This window comes from Bradyrhizobium sp. NDS-1, assembly GCF_032918005.1.
In the GTDB taxonomy this organism is placed as follows: domain Bacteria; phylum Pseudomonadota; class Alphaproteobacteria; order Rhizobiales; family Xanthobacteraceae; genus Bradyrhizobium; species Bradyrhizobium tunisiense.
On sequence record NZ_CP136628.1, the window covers coordinates 3,567,193 to 3,585,199 of the forward strand.

Genomic DNA, 18,007 nt, shown 5'->3' on the forward strand with positions numbered 1-18,007 from the left:
AAGCATGTTCAAACGCATCCTGATCGCCAATCGCGGCGAAATCGCCTGCCGGGTCATCAAGACCGCTCGCAAGATGGGAATACAGACGGTTGCGGTCTATTCCGAGGCCGATCGCGACGCCCTCCATGTCGAGATGGCCGACGAGGCCGTGCTGATCGGCCCGCCTGCGGCGGCCGAGAGCTATCTGGTGATCGAGAAGATCGTGGAAGCCTGTCGCAAGACGGGCGCCGAGGCCGTGCATCCCGGCTATGGCTTCCTGTCAGAGCGTGAGGCGTTTCCGCGCGCCCTGGAAGCCGCCGGCATCGTCTTCATCGGCCCGAACCCGGGCGCGATTGCGGCGATGGGCGACAAGATCGAGTCGAAGAAGGCGGCCGCCAAGGCCAAGGTCTCGACCGTGCCCGGCTATCTCGGAGTCATCGAGGACGACAAGCACGCGGTCAGGATCGCCGACGAGATCGGCTACCCCGTGATGATCAAGGCCTCCGCCGGCGGCGGCGGCAAGGGCATGCGCATCGCGCATTCGACGGCCGAGGTCGCCGAGGGCTTCAATCTCGCCAAGGCCGAGGCCAAGGCCTCGTTCGGCGACGACCGCGTCTTCGTCGAGAAGTTCATCGTTGATCCCCGCCACATCGAGATCCAGGTGCTGGGCGACAAGCACGGCAACGTCATTTATCTCGGTGAGCGCGAATGCTCGATCCAGCGCCGCAACCAGAAGGTCATCGAGGAGGCGCCGTCGCCGCTGCTCGACGAGGCCACCCGCCGCAAGATGGGCGAGCAGGCGGTCGCACTGGCGAAAGCCGTGAATTACGACTCGGCCGGCACCGTCGAGTTCGTCGCCGGGCAGGACAAGAGCTTCTATTTCTTGGAGATGAACACGCGCCTCCAGGTCGAGCATCCCGTCACCGAGCTCGTCACCGGCGTCGACCTCGTCGAGCAGATGATCCGCGTTGCCGCCGGCGAGAAGCTCGCGCTGGCGCAGAAGGACGTCACGCTGACAGGCTGGGCGGTGGAGTCGCGCCTCTATGCCGAAGATCCGTTCCGCAACTTCCTGCCCTCGATCGGGCGGCTCGTGAAATATCGTCCGCCGGCGGAAGCCAGCCAGGACGGCATCACCATCCGCAACGACACCGGCGTGCAGGAGGGCGGCGAAATCTCGATCCATTACGATCCGATGATCGCCAAGCTCGTCACCCATGCGCCGTCGCGCGCCGCCGCCATCGAGGCGCAGGCCACCGCGCTGGATTCTTTCTATGTCGATGGCATCCGCCACAACATTCCGTTCCTGTCGGCGCTGATGCACCATCCGCGCTGGCGTGAGGGCCGGCTCTCGACCGGCTTCATCGCCGAGGAGTTTCCCAAGGGCTTTGCGGTGCGCGTGCCGGAAGGCGAGGTCGCGCGGCGGATCGCCGCGGTCGGCGCCGCCATCGATCACGTGTTAGGGGAACGCAAGCGCCAGATCTCGGGCCAGATGGGCGGCCGCATCGTGCAGCGCGAGCGGCGCCGCGCGGTCTGGCTCGACCGCCAAGAGATACAGCTCGAGGTCGGCCGCGAGGGTGAGGCGATCGCGGTGCGTTTCGTCGATGCCGCCGGCAAGGTCGGCAATGTGCATCTGTTGCAGTCGCCGTGGAAGCCGGGTGATGCGGTCTGGCAGGGCACCATCGACGGCCATTTCGTCGCGGTGCAGGCGCGGCCGATTCCCAACGGCATTCGTCTGGCGCATCAGGGCGTCGAAGTGCCGGTCTATGTCTGGACCGAAGCGGAAGCCGCGTCCGCGCGCCTGATGCCGGTGACGACGGCCTCCGACAGCGGCAAGAAGCTGCTCTGTCCGATGCCCGGCCTCGTGGTCTCGATCGCTGTGACCGAGGGACAGGAGGTCAAGGCCGGCGAGACGCTCGCGGTGGTCGAAGCCATGAAGATGCAGAACGTGCTTCGCGCCGAGCAGGACGGCACCGTGAAGAAAGTCCACGCCAGCGCCGGCGCGACGCTTGCGGTGGACGCGCTGATCCTGGAGTTTGCGTAGGAGCCCCTTCGCGACGAAGCAATCCAGTCTGTCTCCGCGGATGCATTCCTGGATTGCTTCGCTTCGCTCGCAATGACGGAGTATGCTGCGGCCTCCGTGACCTAATCGAGACAGCGCCATGGCCTTTCGTTCCCGCCGCGAAAAACTGCGCTCCGTCCTGTCGGGCGCGACCTGCGTCCATCCCGGCTCGGTTTACGACGCCATCTCGATCCGCATCGCCGAGGACCTCGGCTTTCCGCTCGGCATGTTCGGCGGTTCGGTGGCCTCGCTCGCGGTGCTCGGCGACCCCGACATCACCCTGATCACGCTCACCGAGCTCGCCGAGCAGATGCGGCGGATGTCGCGGGCCTCGGCGCTGCCGGTGCTGGTCGATGCCGATCACGGCTATGGCAATGCGCTCAATGTGCGCCGTACCGTGCAGGAACTGGAGGCGGCGGGCGCCGCCGGCCTCACCATCGAGGACACGCTGCTGCCGGCCGCTTTTGGCGAGGCGAAGACGCAGCTGATCTCGCTCGAGGAAGGCGTCGGCAAGATGAAGGCCGCGCTCGACGGTCGTAGTGATGGCTCGCTGGTCATCATGGGCCGCACGGGTGCTGCTGCGATCAGTTCGATCGAAGATGCGATCCGCCGCGCCAGGGCATACGAAGCCGCCGGTGTGGATGCGCTGTTCTTCACCGGAATCAAGTCGCGCGCCGAACTCGAGGCGGTTGCCGCTGCGACGCACCTGCCGATCGTGCTCGGCGGGGCGCCGGAAGAGCTGAACGCGCTCGATTATCTCGCCGGTCAGCGCGTACGCATCGCGCTCCAGGGGCACGCGCCGATCGCAGCCGCGACGCAGGCCGTGTATGAGACTCTGAAGGCGCTCCGCGAAGGCGCGCCGCCGAAAAGCCTCAGAGGGATCGCATCGTCGGAGCTGACGGCCCGCGTCATGCGCGAGACCGACATCAAGGCGCGCAGCGCCGAGGTTCTCGGATTGAAAAAATGAGCCGGGCGATTCTCCAGGTCATGATCCGCGGGCGCGTGCAGGGCGTCGGCTATCGTGCCTGGGTCGAGTATCAGGCGACAACGAGCGGCCTCGAAGGCTGGGTCCGCAACCGCCGCGACGGCAGCGTGGAAGCGCTGTTCGCCGGCACGCCGCAGCACGTCGCCGACATGGTCGCGCTGTGCCGCCACGGCCCGCCATCCTCGCGCGTCGACAGCGTCACCAGCGAGACCGCGAGCGTGGATGAGCTGAATTTGCGCCGGGCAGGGGAGAAGTTCTCGGTGCTGCCGACGCTGTGAGAGCCATGGTTCTCGCCGCGCCGAAGGTCCGCTCCCTCGCCTCGTTCTTACGGGGACAGGTTGAGAGACTTCACCGCGGCAGCTTGGCGATCGCTTCGCTGAGCTCGTGAATCTCGTACGGCTTGCGCAGGATCGGGAAATCCCCGCGCACGCCGGCGGCGACCTCGCTGTAGCCGGTGGCGAGCAGGATCGGCAGGCCGGGGCGGATCTGGCGGAGATGATGGGCGAGGGTGAGGCCGTCCATCTTGCCGGGCATGACGATGTCCGAGAACACGAAGTCGACGCCGTTGTTCTCGATCTCGCGCAAGGCGGCTTCGGCATCGGCGACCCGGCGCACCTGGTAGCCGAGCTGCTCCAGCAGGCCGATGCTGACGACGGCGACGTCCGGATTGTCCTCCACCAGCAACACGGTACCGCTGCCCTGAAACGCGGGCTCCGCCGTCGTGTCGGACGATGGCGTGTCTTCTCCGCGGGGCAGGAGGATGGTGAAGGTCGTGCCCTTGCCGAGCTCGCTTGCGACGCTCACCGTGCCGCCGGCCTGGTGCGCGAAGCCGTGCACCTGAGACAGGCCGAGGCCCGTGCCCTTTCCGATCGGCTTGGTCGTGAAGAACGGCTCGAAGATCTTGTCGAGAACGTCGGAGGGAATGCCGAGCCCGGTATCGGTGACGTCGATCGCGACGAAATCGCCCGCGAGAGGCGCCTCGTCCAGCACGACCTTGCGTGCGCCGATCGTCACGGTGCCGCCGTCGGGCATCGCGTCGCGGGCATTGATGACGAGGTTGAGCAGCGCTGTCTCGAGTTCGGACGCGTCGGCCTTGATGGGCCAGACGTCGCGGTCGATGTCGAAGACCAGGCGTACGGAGCTGCCGACACCGGCATCGAGCACGTCGCGAATTGCCGCGATGCGGTCGGCGAAATCGATCGCCTGCGGATTGACGCTCTGCCGCCGCGCGAAGGTGAGGAGTTGGTTGGTCAGCGCCGCCCCGCGCTTGGTGGCGGTTTCGATGGCCGAGATCGCGCGCTGCACCTTGGCCCCGTCGTCGGCTCCTCGCTTCAGCATATGGAGGCTGCCGCTGATGATCATCAGAAGGTTGTTGAAGTCGTGGGCGACCCCACCGGTGAGTTGTCCGAGCGCGTCGAACTTCTGGGACTCGGCGAGCTGCTTCTGCATCGCCTCGAGCTTGATCTGGGTATTGCGGCGTTCGGTGATGTCCCGCGTGATCTTGGCGAATCCGACCAGTGCGCCGTCCTCGTAGATCGGATCGATCACGACGCTCGCCCAGAAGAACGTGCCGTCCTTGCGGACGCGCCAGCCTTCCTCCTCGTAGCGGCCCTTGTCCCTGGCGATGCCGAGCGCACGGGCCGGCTTGCCGTTGGCGCGGTCGGTTTCGGTGTAGAAGCGGGAGAAATGCTGGCCGAGGATCTCTTCGGGTGAATAGCCCTTGATGCGTTCGCCGCCGATGTTCCAGCTGGTGATGATCCCCTTGGGATCGAGCATGTAGAGGGCGTAGTCCGCGACTCCCTCAACCAACAGCCGGAAACTGCGTTCGCTCTCGAACAAGTCTCTCTGTTGACTGACTTTTTCGACCATTCCGGGACCCCGCCTCGACTGGAGCAAACGCCGCGGGCGCCGGATGGTTCCCTGAGCCTGGGACATTTTTAAGCAGATTTCCCCGCCTCGTATGCCGATGGCGTTGCTCTTGACAGCGGATCGCTATTATCAGATATTTCTGTCATGACAGAAATAACCGGAAAGAAGAAACTCCCCGCCGCCGTTGAGCGCTTCATCCTGCATTGGGGCGACATGGGGGACGAGTGGGGCGTCAATCGCTCGGTCAGCCAGATCCACGGGCTGCTCTACCTCTCCGAAGCACCGATGACCGCCGAGGACATCGCCGACACGCTCGGCATGGCGCGCTCCAATGTCTCCAACTCGCTGAAGGAGCTGCTCGCCTGGAACCTGATCCGGCGCGTGCCGATCCTGGGCGACCGCCGCGACCACTACGAGGCCGAGACCGACATCTGGGAGGTCGCCGCCAGAATTGCGGCGCGGCGCAAGGAGCGGGAGCTCGATCCGGCGATCGCGGCGCTCAGGGCATGCGTGTCCGACGCCACCGACGATCCCACCATCAATCCGGTCGCCAGCAAGCGGCTGAAGGAGATGCTCGCCTTCACCGAGCTCGCCGACCACTGGTTCATGCAGATGCTGAAGGTGCCTCAGCCGCGGCTGGTCGCCTTGATGCGGCTTGGCGAGAAGATCGTGAGCCTGCTGCCGCCGGGCAAGACCAAATAGTCTCGAGGAGGGTACGATGACGTCGGCAAGATTATCAGGCTGCAACGCATCGACCTCCGCTCACATCAAGCTGCTCGACGATCGCCGCTTCCGCGCATTGCTGTCGGACCAGGATTGGGGCCGACTGCCGCTCGCGACCTGGCGGCGCTTCTCCAAACGCGTCGCCGACGGCGACAGTGTCGTCTATGTCGGAATCGTCGACGAGATTTCCTTCAGCGACATCGGCTGGTGGCTCGCACAGGCGGCACGCATGATCGGCGGGCCGCTGCCAACCGGGCGTGACACCGGCGTGCCCATGATCGTGACCGTTACCGAGGATGCCGCAACTGGCGGTCAGACGTGGACGCGCATCTGCGCGCGCAAGCGTGGATTTCCGCAAGTGATCCATTCCGCCAAGCGTTTTGCCGGTCCGACCGGACTCGAAGAATATGTCGGATTCGGCGTTTCGATGGCGCTCCGCATCGCGGTCGAGGACCAGGCGCTGACCTTTCGCAGCGCCGGGTATGGGCTCCAGCTCGGACGCCTGTGGATCCCGCTGCCGCAATGGCTCACGCCGGGCGATCTCACCGTGACGCACCGCGACCTCGGCGAGGGCGCGTTCCGCTTCACCCTCGACGTCATTCATCCGCGTTACGGCGCACTGATCCACCAGTCCGCCACCTTCCGGGAGGCCGTGTCATGACACCGCTGTTGTGGACCCTCATCGCCATCCAGATCGTGATGGGTGTGTTCGACACCTTCTATCACCACGAATTCACCGAGCGCCTGGCCTGGCGGGTGTCGCAGCGCTTCGAGCTGAAGCTGCACGGCATCCGCAACATGCTCTATGCGCTGCTGTTCCTCGTGCTCGGCTGGCTCGAAGTCTATGGCGTTCTGGCGCTCTTGATCGTCGCGGTGCTCATTGCCGAGATCGTCATCACGCTGATGGATTTCGTCGAGGAGGATTTGAGCCGAAAACTGCCGCCGAGCGAGCGGATCAATCACACGCTGCTCGCCATCAACTATGGCGCCATTCTCGTGCTGTTGCTGCCGGTGCTGATCGACTGGGCGATGCAGCCGTTCGGCGTGATGGTCGTTTATCAAGGACTGCTGAGTATCGCCGCGACCGCCTGCGCGGTCGGCGCGGCGTTGTGCGGCGTCAGGGATTTTGCGGCGATGCGCCGATTGGGTCGCATGAAGAGTGTTCCGGCAGCGGCCCTCGTCGAAAAGATTCCCGGCCGCAAGACCGTGCTGATCACGGGCGCCACCGGATTCATCGGCAGCCGGCTGGCGGCAGGCCTCGGCGGGGCCGGGCACGACGTCATCGCGTTGGTCCGCAACCCCGCCAGGGCCGAGATGCTGCCGCCGCCGGTCACGCTGATCACGAGCCTCGATCAGCTTTCTGCGGACACGAAGATCGACGCCATCGTCAATCTTGCGGGCGAGCCGATCGGCAACGGCCTGTGGACCGAGGCCAAGCGCGCCAGGATCATCGACTCCCGCGTCGACATGACCGGCGAAATCGTCAAGCTGATCGCGCGGCTCGAGCGCAAGCCCGAGGTGCTGGTCAGCGGCTCTGCGATCGGCTGGTACGGCCTGTGGGCCGACCAGGTGCTGACGGAATCGGCGAAGTCGCACGCCTGCTTCAGCCACGAGCTGTGCGCGGCCTGGGAGGCAGCGGCGCGGCCGGCGGAGGAGTTCGGTGTGCGCGTGGTCTGTTTGCGTATCGGCCTCGTGCTCGGCACGGAAGGCGGCTTCATCACGCGCATGCTGACGCCCTTCGAGTTCGGCCTTGGCGGCCCGCTCGGCACCGGACGGCAGTGGATGTCCTGGATCGAGCGCGACGATCTCATTCGCCTGATCGCCTATGTGATGGCCACGCCCGATCTCGCCGGCCCCGTCAACGCCACCGCACCGATCCCGGTGACCAACGCCAAGTTTACCGAAGAGCTCGGCCGCCGGCTGCACCGGCCTGCGGTGTTCCGCATTCCCGGCGGCCTCTTGCGCCGGATCGGCGGCGGCTTCGCCGACGAGCTCCTGCTCGGCGGCCAGCGCGTGCTGCCGAACAAGGCGCTGAGCCGCGGCTTTGTCTTCCGGCACGAGACGCTGCGCAGTGCATTCGAGGCGATTTTGTAAGATTTCAGGTGGCGGCCGCGCTCCGAAACGTCGCCGCCACCGCGCGCAGCGCCGCTCGCTTGGCGGGATCGCTGACCTTCGAATGCAGCATCACCTTCGAGCTGCCAAGTTTCGGCAGCCTGTGCGCAGGCCCGATGTCGACCAGCCCGGGAGGCGCGATCCGCCGTGCCAGCGGCGCGATCGCAAGTCCGGCAAGTGCGGCGGCAACCACTGCCGTGACGCCGCCGCCGACGAAGCGCTCGCGCCAGGCGATGTTGGCCTTGTCGAGCATACGCACCGCGATGGCGCGGACGCCGCAGGGCGGGGCGAGCGTCGCAAGCGGCAGCGGCTCACCTTTCGGCAGGGTGAGGCGACGTGCGGCGAACCAGCCGAACTCATCCTCGGTCAGCATCTCGCCGCCGCGGCGGCTGCCTTCCTGGCGGACGATCACCGCATCGAGCTGACCTGCGTCATAGGCATCCTGCATCTCCCGCGAGAAGCCGATGGTGACGGCGAGGGTGAGGTTCGCCGACATCGCTTGCAGCCGTTCGAGCAGCGGCACGAGCTCGGGGCCGGCCGCGTGATCGGAGATGCCGAGCGAGAGCGACTGCACGGCCGGTGCCTCGCCCGACAGCGCGCGGTCGTGCGCGGCGATCAGCGCACGGGCGCGTTCGAGGAAGCCGGCGCCGTCGGCGGTGAGCCGGACCGCGCGGGGTGAGCGCTCGACGAGACGTTTTCCCAGCAACGTCTCCAGCCGTTGCAGCTTGAGACTGACCGCCGCCTGCGTCGTGCCCAGGGCTTCGGCGGCACGGGTAAAACTCTGGAGATCGGCAACCAGCAGGAAAGCCCTGATTGTGGCGATGTCGAGCGTCGGTGTCATTACGGATTCTTATCACTGATATCAACAGAGATAAGATACCAAAATGACGAGCGGAGGTCTAGCTTCCTACCAACGCCGCGCCAACCGGCGCAGCATCTTAAGGAGAACGACAATGCCCCTGATCACCGTGTCCTACACCACGTCCCGCGAGTCGCCCTCCCTGAAGGCCGACATCGCGAGCGCCGTGTCCGAGCTCACCGCAAGGATCCTGCACAAGGACCCCAAGGTAACGGCCATCATCGTCAAGCCGGTGGGCGCCGATGACTGGTTCGCCGGCGGCAGGTCGCTGGCCGAGCAGAAGCTTGCAAGCTACTGGATCGACATTCACGTCAGCGAAGGCACCAACACCAAGGACGAGAAGGCGGCCTATCTCGCCGCCATGTTCAGGCGCATGGCCGAGATTTTGGGCCCGCTGCATCCCGAGACCTACCTGCATGTCGACGAGGTCAAGGGCGACGCCTACGGCTTTGGCGGCCTGACCCAGGAGCGCCGCTACATCGCCGGCAAGCTCGAAGTGCCGCTGCAGGCGGCGTAAATCTGCAGGCCGCGGGTATGGTCTCGCCCGCGGCCTTCCGTCAGCTCGCCGCGCCGAACCGGACTTCCGAATTGTTCAGGAAGCACGTCTTGTCGAACAGCTTCAGGTCCAGCGGATTCGGCAGCCTGACGTCGCTGAGATCGGGGCAGGGCTTGACCTGGGGATCATAGGATCGGTCGATCTGCGAGATGAAGACGACGATCAGTCCTTGGTCGCGCGCGAAGGATTTCAGCGCGCGTACCTGAACGGTGAGGTCGGGGTTTTCCCGCCTCTGGTCGAGCAGCTGCAGATAGTCGATCACCACGACCGTGCCGCGGGGCGCCGTCGCCATCTGCTTGACGACGTAATCGGCGCTGATGGCGTCGGAGCAGTCGACCTCCAAGAGTGTGTCGAATTGCGCCGGCTTCACGCCGATCGCGCGCAAGCGATCCAGAACATCCTTCTCGGTGTACTCGAGTGAGAAGAACGCGGCCCGATGGCCCGGCTTCATCGCCTCCACCGCAAGTTCGAGGCTCATCAGCGTCTTGCCCTGGCCGGGCCGCGCGCCGACCAGCACCAGATCGCCAGGCATGAATTGCGGGAACAGCCTGTTCGCGGGCGTCAGCGCGGCGGCTTTCGCTGCGAGCATGCTCCAGGCGGAAAACCCTTCCGTCCTGGCGACGCGGTCGAGTGCGTCGTGCAGTGGAATGCGTTCCTCGCGGGACAGGCGCCTCGCGCGTCGCTTCAGATGATAGATCGGCGCAGAGAGTCTCATCGTCCAAACCTCCCGTTGCGAGCTGAAACGCAATCCCTCCTTATGCCCAGCGCTCGAACAGTCGGCCCGTGATCTCATCGCCCGGCATGAGGTCTGCTTTCCCGGCGGAGGGGGGAGGCGTGGGCGGCGCCGGAATCGAGCATAGCCGATTCCGTGAAGAACGCGGAGGCGTCAGGCGGCCACTTCCGGCAGCAGCGCGCGGGTCGGCCCGAACAATTCCTCGAACGCCTGCCGGAGCGCGACGTCGACATCGGCCATGGTCACGAGCTGGCCGAGGTCGACCAGCGAGGTGACGCCGTAGCGGGCGTCAGTGACGCCGCACGGCACGATGCCTGCGAAATGCGACAGCTCCGGCTCGACATTGATGGCGATGCCGTGGAACGAGACCCAGCGCTTCAGCCGGACGCCGATCGCCGCGATCTTGTCCTCGTAACCTTCGCCCTTGTCGGGCCGCTTGACCCAGACGCCGACGCGGTCCTCGCGCCGTTCGCCGCGGACGTTGAAGGCGGCGAGCGTGCGCAGAATCAGCTCCTCCAGGCTCGCGACATAGGCCCGGACGTCCGGCCGGCGGCGCTTGAGGTCCAGCATGACATAGGCCACGCGCTGGCCGGGCCCGTGATAGGTGAGCTGGCCGCCGCGTCCCGTGGTGAAGATCGGGAAGCGGGGATCGCGCAGGTCGGCTTCCTTGCCCGAGGTGCCGGAGGTGTAGAGCGGAGGGTGTTCGAGCAGCCAGACCAGCTCCGCGGCCTCGCCCGCCGCGATGGCGGCGACCCGTGCCTCCATGGCGGCCACCGCCTCGGGATAGGGCACCGGTGCGTCCGAGATTCGCCACTCGACAGGCTCGCCGCCGGCGGCGGAAAACGGCGTCAAATCGAGCTCTTGGCGGGGGTTTTGCGGCGAATTAACCATTGGCTAACCATAACGTGGTGATCATCTCGGGAGCAAATGCCAGTCTCAAGTTGCGGCGGTCCTGACAGTGCCCACTCTCGATAAAGTCACCGTGGATCTCATGGTCGTCCTCGGAACGACCACCATGCCGATTCATCAAGTATTACGTCTTTCCCGCGGCGCCATCATCGAGCTGGACGCAACCGAGGCCGACGAGGTCAAGGTTTTGGCCAATAATCTGCCGGTCGCCTCCGGCGTCGTGCTGGTCGACCGCAACCGCATCGCGGTCGAGGTCAAGCAGATGTTGCCGCGCTCACCGGGCACGCGGTAGCGGCCCGGGCACCCGGTAGGGGCCGGGGCACCCGGTAGCGGCCCGGGCACACGGGCAGGGCCGATTCGGGGAAGTCGCCCGAACTTTCGTGCAAAGCTTGTGGAATTCAGGGCCTTTGCAGGCTTGTACCCCTCTGATGGATTTGTTAGATCGGCGCCGTTGATCCGGCCGGCCCTCAAGCCTCAAGCCGGCATCCCCAAAAGCGCTCGTGGCGGAACTGGTAGACGCGCTGCCTTGAGGTGGCAGTGAGTAAAATCGTGGGGGTTCGAGTCCCTCCGAGCGCACCATCATCACCTTACCGTTGTTTTGATTGGGCTTTTGCAGCCGCCCTGCGCGGTTGACGGGCGTTTTGCGCGCACATCCATCACCGCAACCTGTCGGCAGCCGCAATTTCGTCAGTCGTTGTCGACCGCGGATTTTTGCGACCGAGTGTGGCCCGAGGGCGGCGCTTGGGTCTCTCGCCCGGGACCCTCATCCGCCAGCCCGGCGGCGGCGACGATCGGCGGGAAGATGCTGTCGTAGATCGCGCGCGCCTCGCGGATCAGGCGCTCCCGTTCGCGCTCGGATTTCGAAACGAAACGAATGACGTTGTCCATGCGCGCTCCCGCCTAGGCGGCTTCGTCCGCGCGACGCCAGATCGGAAACGGGTCGGCGAGCTTCGCCCATTCGGCGACGTTCATGGCGGGTTTCCCCGGCACGAGGCATGCGTCCAGCCGAGCACGAAGCGAAGGCTCGTCCATGCCGGTGCCGATGAACACGATCTCCTGGCGGCGATCGCCATAGATGTCGCTCCAGTTCTCGCGCAGCCGCTTCCGCCAGAACGGATCGTCCGGCCATCGCTCCGCCGGCACGCTCGCCCACCACGCACCAAGAGCCTGGGTGCGCGTGATCGAACCGGCCTGACTGATTTCACCAAGCCAATGCGGGCGCGTCGCCAGCCAGAAATGTCCCTTGGCGCGAATGACGCCGGGCCAGGGCTCCTTGATGAACTTGTCGAACCTGGCTGGATCGAAGGGCCGGCGCGCGCGATAGACGAAGTTCTTCACGCCGTATTCTTCGGTCTCCGGCACATGATCTGCGGAGCCGTAAAGCTCCTTGTACCAGAGCGGATGTTGCTGTGCCCTTTCGAAGTCGAACCGGCCGGTGTCGAGAATGCGATCGAAAGCCACCCGGCCGTGGTTGGCTTCGACGAGGTCCGCTTCCGGATTGAGTGCACGGATGATTCGCCGTGCCGCCTCGCGCTGCTCGGGCGAGGCGTCGTCGACCTTGTTAAGAACGATCACATCGGCGAACTCGATCTGCTCGACGAGCAGATCGACCAGCGTGCGTCGGTCGTTCTCCAGCGCTTCGCCGCGTTGCTCAAGAAAATCGGTCGACGAATAGTCCTTGAGCAGGTTCACGGCATCGACCACTGTGACCATAGTGTCGAGGCGTGCCACGTCGGAGAGGCTTTCGCCGCCCTCGGTGCGGAAATCGAATGTCGCCGCGACCGGCAGCGGCTCGGAAATGCCGGTCGATTCGATCAGCAGATAGTCGAACCGGCCGTGTTCGGCGAGTGCGCGGACCTCCCTCAACAGATCGTCGCGCAGCGTGCAGCAGATGCAGCCGTTGGTCATCTCGACGAGCTTCTCATCGGTCCGGGATAGATTCGCACCGCCATCGCGAACCAAATCCGCATCGATGTTCACCTCGCTCATGTCGTTGACGATCACCGCCACCTTGAGGCCGTGCCGGTTGTTCAGGACATGGTTCAGCAAAGTGGTCTTTCCAGCCCCGAGGAAGCCGGACAAGACGGTGACGGGGAGTTTCTGCATGGAGATCGAAGAGCCTTTTCAAGGGGATACGGCGACGGCGCGTGGGATCGGGCATTTGAACCAGCAATGTAATGTTATAACATTACATTACGTGCACGAGCCTTCGTCAAGCCGTTTTGCGGCTCAGCTGGAATTCATACGGGCATTCAGGTGATTGATCTCGGCGCGGAGCAGTCGCGCGAAGGACACCTTGCGGTGTTGACGATGGCATGAACTGAACATCGAGCAGGTTGCTCGTCACTGCGGCAGGGACACCAGCAGCCAGACGCCCGGCGCGTGAGCGATCAACAAAGCCGGCTGAGAGAGTTCTCTGCGATGTGAGAGGAGGGCCGAGATGAGCGGATGGTGCTGAGGCTCGCGCGCAAGAGCGTCACGCCCGATCCTTGGTCCACCTGCTGAAGCGCTTCCGGGATGCTGTAGATCTCGTGCCGCCGACAATATCGACACGATCCTGGAATCTGGGTGCCTCAGAGACGTACGCCGGTTGTGGCAAACGCTTGCGCGACCGGCTCCTGGACTCGATTCAAGATCACCATCCCCGCAATCGCGATGACCAAGGCCGCGAGGCAGCCAAGAGAAAACGCTTTCATCCGCAGCCTCCATCGAAGATGCATCAAAGTACTTATACGACACGGCTTCCCGCGAGCAAGCTCGTTGATCGCATCAAGCCGCGAACGCTCCTACGGGCTCTTGAAGATGGGATCGGCGGAAAATGCATCGCCCATCAGGCCGAGGGACTGAAGCGTGGAGCGATTCCGGTCGACCTCCAGGATCGCGAGAAGAAGCGCAAGCACGACGGCAATGAGGATCAGCACGGGCGAGGTGTCTCGGGGAGCCGGCTCCTGCGACCCGTCAAGCCCGCGCAAAGCGCGAAGTCGCGCCAGCATCTGCAAAAATGGCCGCGTTCGCCCCTGCACGCCGTCCTCCTTGACGTCACCAGACCAGCGGGAGCGTAGTGCCCGGCTCCCCGAGCACTCAAGCAGCATCTGCAAGGCCAGTCTGTTGCTGCGCACATTCCGGAACGGAAGTGGTGTCAGCTCGTTTGGTACGTGCATCGGAGGATCCGACGTGAAATTGCTTACGACCATTTTGTGCTTTGCAGCACTCTGCCTCTTCGAAAGCGCCTCCGCCCAGACCGCGCAACCCAACTCGCCTGCCGCGCAAACCCCTCCGGAGGATAAGGGGCAACGCCAGCCGCAAGGCTGGACGGGCCCCATCAACACCGGTTCGGGGGGCGCGCCCGCCGAAAGCCCCCAGGGGCAAAGTCCGCCGGGAATGCAGCCCGCGCCTGAGGGATCATCCAAGGTCACGACGGCACCAGCGAAGTAGATCGGATATTCATCTCCGCCTGCCGTTCTGGCAATCTCGGGGGCATCAACGTGACCACGGCCGGTGAGGGGCAATGAGGTTACCTTTCTGCGCGGGTGGCGCCGCAGTCCTGTGGGCCATCGTCGCAGTATCGCCCGTGCACGCCGACATGGCGGGACATGGCGGCGCCGTACGGGCGCTTGCTGTTTCCCTCGATGGGAATGAGCTGTTGTCCGGCGGCTTCGACACAGCGGCCATTCGTTGGTCGCTGGAGACGGACGCGGCGGAGCAGGTGCTGCGGTATCATGCCGATGCCGTCAATGCGGTCGCCTTCCTGAAGGACGGCCGCATGGTCACGGCAGGTGCCGATGCACGCATTGCGGTGTGGACGGTCGGTCGGCAGCAGCCGGACCGGGTGCTCGAGGGACATGAAGGGCCGATCGTCGCGCTGGCGGCTTCTCCCGAGGGGACGCTTCTCGCATCCGCTTCATGGGATCGCACGGTGCGGCTGTGGTCGCTGTCGGACGGCACCTCGCGCGTGCTCGCAGGGCATTCGCAGAACGTCAACGGTGTCGCATTCACGCCGGACGGCAAGTTGTTGATCAGCGTCGGGTATGATCTGACGATGCGCATCTGGCGTTTGCCAGGCGGTCAGCCCGAAATCGTGACCTTGCCGGCGGCGCTCAATGCCGTGGCCGTGGCGCCGGATGGAGAGATCGTTACAGGCGCGGTCGATGGCATGGTGCGCATGCTGACCACGGACGGCAAGATCAGCGGCGAGGTCGCGGCCGGCACGACACCGGTGGTGGCCGTGACGATCTCGGCGGACGGTGCCCTGGTTGCCGCGGCCGGCATCGGCGGCACGGTCGCCATCATCGACCGCAAGTCGCGCAGCCTGCTGCGAACGCTGATCGAGCCTCGGCTTCCGGTTTGGTCGGTCGCTTTCCTGCCAGATCGCGAGACGCTGATCACGGGTGGTGCGGACGGCAAGCTCCGGCGCTGGAATGCGCGTACGGGCAACCCGATCGGCTCAGGCCAACCAGGCAAAGTGGCTGATCCGCTGGCGACCTATGCCGGCGATCACGGTGCGGAGGTATTTCGTGCGTGCGTTGCCTGTCACACGCTGTCGGACAAGGAGGTTCAGCGTGCCGGTCCGACGCTTGCGGGACTCTATGGCCGCAAGATCGCATCGCTCCCGGGCTACCGCTTCTCCGAAGCACTGAAGACGATGGACATCATCTGGACGCCGGAGACGGTCGCAAAGTTGTTCGAAGTCGGACCGAACACTTACACGCCGGGGACGAAAATGCCGGAGCAGCGCATCGGTTCGGCCGAGGATCGCCGCGCATTGACCGACTTCCTTGGCCGCGCCACGTCGCGGTAACCGCCTCTCAGATCGAGTCCCAATTGTCCATCGGGAGATCCCTCATCTCCGGATGCTGCTTGAGGATCTGAATGACGTCGATGACGGGATGCTCCTTCAGCGCTTCCGCAACGCAGTGATTGACGTATTTCCGGCGCGACAGCCACGCGATTTTCTTGCCCTTGGCTTCGGCCTTGCAGGCGACAATGGCCTGTTTCACCGCGGTCTTTTGCGCCTTGGTCAGGGGAGGGGCGGCGGCTTCGGCTGATCCGCCGGCAACGGCAATCGAGATCATGCACGTCGACAGAGCTGCGATGAAACGAGACATGGTGATGCTTCCTTGGTTTCCGACCCTGCGAGATTATCCGTTGTTGTCCTTGCCCTCGCGCTGGCGCAAATAGTCGTCCGTGGTGCGCGGTGGCGTTCGTTCGGGAACGCCCTTGAACGGATCGAATTGCTGTTCGCTCATGACGATGACGCGGCAGTCGGCACACATCCTGAGTGCCGCGACGCGCTTGTCGCCCGCCGGATACATCCAGTGCCGGCCTTCGAGCTTGGCGGCGATGCGGTCGATCGTGCTCTTGACGCCGAAGGCCGTGCCGCAGCGGACGCAGTGAGCGGGCTCTTCTTCCTTGATGATCACGGCGGAAGCGCGCGCCGCACGGAAATCGATCTGCGGCTTGAGGCTGATGACCTTCTCCGGACAGGTGCTCTGGCACAGGCCGCATTGCACGCAGGCATCCTCGACGAATTTCAGCACGGGACGGTCGGGATCGTCGCGCAGCGCGCCGGTCGGGCAGGCCGAGACGCAAGAGAGGCACAGGGTGCAGCCGCCGGTATCGACACTGATCGCGCCGACCGGCGCTCCCGGCGGCAACGCGATCACGTCCACGGGTGTCGGCGCCAGGCGGTGCAGCTCGCTCAGTCCGAATCGCAAGAGGTCGCGCCGCTTGCCGACAGTCTTGAAGGTCGCGGGCGTCGCGACGGCGGCGAGCGTGCCGATCTCTGTCAGATGTCCGCTGAGCACATCAGGATCATCCGTTTCGATCGTGGCGAGGCGACGGCCGGCAAATCCGAGACCGCTGAGGATGGCCTCGGCCATGCCGATCGTCTGCAACAATCCCGTCAAATCGTGCCGCGGCTTGGCACGCAGCAAGAACCGCACCGCCGATACGCCATAAGCAAACGCGCCGACGACCGCCTCCAGTCCGAGCTGCGTGAGCTCGTTGAGGGCAAAGGGAAGCACGTTCGCCGGCAGGCCGTCGCCATGTCGCGCCAGGGCATCGATCAACGGCGTGCCGTGCGGGTTGTCATGAAGGAGCAGCACGGCATTCGTGCCGCCGGCCTCGTGGTAGGCGAGCAGCATGGCGCGAATGCGATGGAGCTGCGTATCGGCCGGCGGCTGCGTGTAGGCAGCCGCGCCGGTCGGGCACGCGGCGGCGCATTGGCCGCAGCCCGCGCAGATGTTCGGATCGATCGCGACATGATTGCCGGCGGGCGTGATCGCGCCGGTCGGGCAGAGGTCGAGGCAGCGATGGCATCCCGTGCGCTTCGAGCGCGAATGAGCGCAGAGACTGGGCGTCACGTCGACATATTTCGGCTTGTCGAAGCTGCCGACGAGGTCGCGCGCGGTCAGCACGGTGCGCAGTATCGCCGTCGGATCGTTCGGATCCGCGCGAAGATAGCCGTCGCGCAGCTCGTGGGCAGGAAATAGCGGCATCCCGCCGGAGAGATCGAGCACGATATCGCAGCGCGAGGTGACCCCGCTCCGCGCCGCGTCCAATACGAAGCGGTCACGCGAGGAGGGGCGGGGACGCGCATAATCGTCGATCGCAAGCTCGAAGGCGCCGAAATGTCCCTTCGCGGAGCGGATCGTTCCCTTCACGATCGGGAAGACCGTGGCTGTTGGCGGCACTATCCCGTCGAGCTGCTTCAACATCACCGTGACGTCGAGGTGATCGGCAAGCAGGCGGCCGGCCTCGATCGCGGCCTCATCGCGCCCGTAGATCAGGACCACACCTTCGCTCGACAAGGTGACGAGCGGATAGTCCGGGATCGGGATGGACGCGGACGCGAGCAGGGCAGCCATTTTTGCTCCGGCTCGGGCGCTGTCGTGCGACCATCCCGCCGTCTCGCGAATGTTGACGAAGCTGATCGGCTCGGGGCGTTCGCCGGCCTCATCCGCGAATTGTGTCGCCTGTTGCGTGCAGGCGACCGTCAGTGCGCCGCCGGCGACGGCTGCCGCGCGGAAGTGATCGAGCTCGGTACCGCAGAGATGGCGGAAACCTCTGATCTCGCTGTTGGAACATCCGCGCTTGATCGCGGCCACGTCGAGACGCATCGTGTCTTCGCACGAGCAGATCAGGACGGTCTTCGAGGGCTGCTCCAGGTTAACCCCTCCGCCATTTGGACGACGACGACGGACTCGCGCCGCCCTTTCGTCTCG

At 65.1% G+C, this 18,007-nt stretch carries 19 protein-coding genes and 1 tRNA gene; 10 read left to right on the plus strand and 10 right to left on the minus strand.

What is annotated here, in order from left to right; all coding sequences use genetic code 11:
* The first annotated feature begins 4 nt into the window (after positions 1–4).
* The 3 genes from RX330_RS16745 (at position 5) to RX330_RS16755 (ending at position 3,301) form a co-directional block, all read left to right on the plus strand.
* Entirely contained in the window at positions 5–2,020 is a 2,016-nt protein-coding gene (locus tag RX330_RS16745; protein WP_317243694.1) for an acetyl/propionyl/methylcrotonyl-CoA carboxylase subunit alpha, read from the plus strand.
* 118 nt (positions 2,021–2,138) lie between these two features.
* Entirely contained in the window at positions 2,139–3,005 is an 867-nt protein-coding gene (locus RX330_RS16750) for an oxaloacetate decarboxylase (RefSeq protein WP_317243695.1), read from the plus strand.
* The gene (locus RX330_RS16755) at positions 3,002–3,301 is read left to right on the plus strand and encodes an acylphosphatase (RefSeq protein WP_317243696.1); all 300 of its coding nucleotides are present in this window, start codon (positions 3,002–3,004) and stop codon (positions 3,299–3,301) included. The genes RX330_RS16750 and RX330_RS16755 overlap by 4 nt, the downstream gene beginning before the upstream one ends.
* 70 nt (positions 3,302–3,371) lie before the next feature.
* Here RX330_RS16755 and RX330_RS16760 read toward each other — a convergent pair whose 3' ends face one another.
* Positions 3,372–4,892 carry a PAS domain-containing sensor histidine kinase gene (locus RX330_RS16760; protein ID WP_317243697.1) on the minus strand — a complete coding sequence of 507 codons (1,521 nt, stop codon included), beginning with the start codon at positions 4,890–4,892 and terminating at the stop codon, positions 3,372–3,374.
* Between the two features lie 144 nt (positions 4,893–5,036).
* On the opposite strand from RX330_RS16760, the gene RX330_RS16765 reads away from it, so the two are divergent.
* From RX330_RS16765 to RX330_RS16775, 3 genes are read left to right on the plus strand one after another with little or no spacing between them, the layout of a single operon-like run.
* A complete protein-coding gene (locus RX330_RS16765) occupies positions 5,037–5,594 on the plus strand; it encodes a GbsR/MarR family transcriptional regulator (RefSeq protein WP_317243698.1) in 558 nt (185 codons plus the stop codon).
* 16 nt (positions 5,595–5,610) lie between these two features.
* Entirely contained in the window at positions 5,611–6,276 is a 666-nt protein-coding gene (locus RX330_RS16770; protein WP_317243699.1) for a DUF4166 domain-containing protein, read from the plus strand.
* A complete protein-coding gene (locus tag RX330_RS16775; protein ID WP_317243700.1) occupies positions 6,273–7,709 on the plus strand; it encodes a TIGR01777 family oxidoreductase in 1,437 nt (478 codons plus the stop codon). Before RX330_RS16770 ends, RX330_RS16775 begins: the two co-directional genes overlap by 4 nt.
* 4 nt (positions 7,710–7,713) lie before the next feature.
* Here RX330_RS16775 and RX330_RS16780 read toward each other — a convergent pair whose 3' ends face one another.
* Complete coding sequence (locus tag RX330_RS16780; RefSeq protein WP_317243701.1) at positions 7,714–8,568, minus strand: LysR family transcriptional regulator; 855 nt, start codon at positions 8,566–8,568, stop codon at positions 7,714–7,716.
* Positions 8,569–8,680: 112 nt separating this feature from the next.
* Here RX330_RS16780 and RX330_RS16785 point away from each other — a divergent pair, with 112 nt between their 5' ends.
* Positions 8,681–9,103, plus strand: a complete 423-nt coding sequence (locus RX330_RS16785; RefSeq protein ID WP_317243702.1) for a tautomerase family protein — start codon at positions 8,681–8,683, stop codon at positions 9,101–9,103.
* A gap of 40 nt (positions 9,104–9,143) precedes the next feature.
* On the opposite strand, the gene RX330_RS16790 is transcribed toward RX330_RS16785, so the two are convergent.
* A complete protein-coding gene (locus tag RX330_RS16790; protein ID WP_317243703.1) occupies positions 9,144–9,857 on the minus strand; it encodes a DNA helicase in 714 nt (237 codons plus the stop codon).
* Between the two features lie 171 nt (positions 9,858–10,028).
* Positions 10,029–10,766, minus strand: a complete 738-nt coding sequence (gene lipB, locus RX330_RS16795; protein ID WP_317243704.1) for a lipoyl(octanoyl) transferase LipB — start codon at positions 10,764–10,766, stop codon at positions 10,029–10,031.
* Positions 10,767–10,833: 67 nt separating this feature from the next.
* On the opposite strand from lipB, the gene RX330_RS16800 reads away from it, so the two are divergent.
* A complete protein-coding gene (locus RX330_RS16800; protein WP_018647371.1) occupies positions 10,834–11,076 on the plus strand; it encodes a FliM/FliN family flagellar motor switch protein in 243 nt (80 codons plus the stop codon).
* A 202-nt stretch (positions 11,077–11,278) separates the two neighbouring features.
* Positions 11,279–11,363 (plus strand) — tRNA-Leu (locus RX330_RS16805).
* A 108-nt stretch (positions 11,364–11,471) separates the two neighbouring features.
* On the opposite strand, the gene RX330_RS16810 is transcribed toward RX330_RS16805, so the two are convergent.
* The 4 genes from RX330_RS16810 to RX330_RS16825 form a co-directional block, all read right to left on the minus strand.
* Positions 11,472–11,672 carry a hypothetical protein gene (locus RX330_RS16810; RefSeq protein ID WP_317243705.1) on the minus strand — a complete coding sequence of 67 codons (201 nt, stop codon included), beginning with the start codon at positions 11,670–11,672 and terminating at the stop codon, positions 11,472–11,474.
* A gap of 12 nt (positions 11,673–11,684) precedes the next feature.
* Positions 11,685–12,890, minus strand: coding sequence for a zinc metallochaperone GTPase ZigA (gene zigA / locus RX330_RS16815; protein ID WP_317243706.1), 1,206 nt, complete (start codon positions 12,888–12,890; stop codon positions 11,685–11,687).
* 467 nt (positions 12,891–13,357) lie between these two features.
* Positions 13,358–13,480, minus strand: a complete 123-nt coding sequence (locus RX330_RS16820) for a hypothetical protein (protein WP_317243707.1) — start codon at positions 13,478–13,480, stop codon at positions 13,358–13,360.
* 90 nt (positions 13,481–13,570) lie between these two features.
* The gene (locus RX330_RS16825) at positions 13,571–13,882 is read right to left on the minus strand and encodes a hypothetical protein (protein WP_375848653.1); all 312 of its coding nucleotides are present in this window, start codon (positions 13,880–13,882) and stop codon (positions 13,571–13,573) included.
* A 410-nt stretch (positions 13,883–14,292) separates the two neighbouring features.
* Between RX330_RS16825 and RX330_RS16830 the strand changes: the two genes are divergently transcribed.
* On the plus strand, positions 14,293–15,582 hold the full coding sequence (locus tag RX330_RS16830; protein WP_317243708.1) for a c-type cytochrome: 1,290 nt from the start codon (positions 14,293–14,295) through the stop codon (positions 15,580–15,582).
* 7 nt (positions 15,583–15,589) lie between these two features.
* Here the strand turns inward: RX330_RS16830 and RX330_RS16835 are convergent, their stop codons facing one another.
* Complete coding sequence (locus RX330_RS16835; protein ID WP_249154118.1) at positions 15,590–15,889, minus strand: hypothetical protein; 300 nt, start codon at positions 15,887–15,889, stop codon at positions 15,590–15,592.
* Positions 15,890–15,922: 33 nt separating this feature from the next.
* Positions 15,923–17,902: a 4Fe-4S binding protein gene (locus RX330_RS16840; RefSeq protein ID WP_317243709.1), complete on the minus strand. Its 1,980-nt coding sequence runs from the start codon at positions 17,900–17,902 to the stop codon at positions 15,923–15,925.
* Positions 17,903–18,007: the final 105 nt, after the last annotated feature.

Coding starts and splice junctions, on each gene's coding strand:
- RX330_RS16745 (WP_317243694.1), top strand. CDS start 5: ATGTTCAAACGCATCCTGATCGCCAATCGCGGCGAAATCGCCTGCCGG.
- RX330_RS16750 (WP_317243695.1), top strand. CDS start 2,139: ATGGCCTTTCGTTCCCGCCGCGAAAAACTGCGCTCCGTCCTGTCGGGC.
- RX330_RS16755 (WP_317243696.1), top strand. CDS start 3,002: ATGAGCCGGGCGATTCTCCAGGTCATGATCCGCGGGCGCGTGCAGGGC.
- RX330_RS16760 (WP_317243697.1), bottom strand. CDS start 4,892: ATGGTCGAAAAAGTCAGTCAACAGAGAGACTTGTTCGAGAGCGAACGC.
- RX330_RS16765 (WP_317243698.1), top strand. CDS start 5,037: ATGACAGAAATAACCGGAAAGAAGAAACTCCCCGCCGCCGTTGAGCGC.
- RX330_RS16770 (WP_317243699.1), top strand. CDS start 5,611: ATGACGTCGGCAAGATTATCAGGCTGCAACGCATCGACCTCCGCTCAC.
- RX330_RS16775 (WP_317243700.1), top strand. CDS start 6,273: ATGACACCGCTGTTGTGGACCCTCATCGCCATCCAGATCGTGATGGGT.
- RX330_RS16780 (WP_317243701.1), bottom strand. CDS start 8,568: ATGACACCGACGCTCGACATCGCCACAATCAGGGCTTTCCTGCTGGTT.
- RX330_RS16785 (WP_317243702.1), top strand. CDS start 8,681: ATGCCCCTGATCACCGTGTCCTACACCACGTCCCGCGAGTCGCCCTCC.
- RX330_RS16790 (WP_317243703.1), bottom strand. CDS start 9,857: ATGAGACTCTCTGCGCCGATCTATCATCTGAAGCGACGCGCGAGGCGC.
- lipB (WP_317243704.1), bottom strand. CDS start 10,766: ATGGTTAATTCGCCGCAAAACCCCCGCCAAGAGCTCGATTTGACGCCG.
- RX330_RS16810 (WP_317243705.1), bottom strand. CDS start 11,672: ATGGACAACGTCATTCGTTTCGTTTCGAAATCCGAGCGCGAACGGGAG.
- zigA (WP_317243706.1), bottom strand. CDS start 12,890: ATGCAGAAACTCCCCGTCACCGTCTTGTCCGGCTTCCTCGGGGCTGGA.
- RX330_RS16820 (WP_317243707.1), bottom strand. CDS start 13,480: ATGAAAGCGTTTTCTCTTGGCTGCCTCGCGGCCTTGGTCATCGCGATT.
- RX330_RS16830 (WP_317243708.1), top strand. CDS start 14,293: ATGAGGTTACCTTTCTGCGCGGGTGGCGCCGCAGTCCTGTGGGCCATC.
- RX330_RS16835 (WP_249154118.1), bottom strand. CDS start 15,889: ATGTCTCGTTTCATCGCAGCTCTGTCGACGTGCATGATCTCGATTGCC.
- RX330_RS16840 (WP_317243709.1), bottom strand. CDS start 17,902: ATGCGTCTCGACGTGGCCGCGATCAAGCGCGGATGTTCCAACAGCGAG.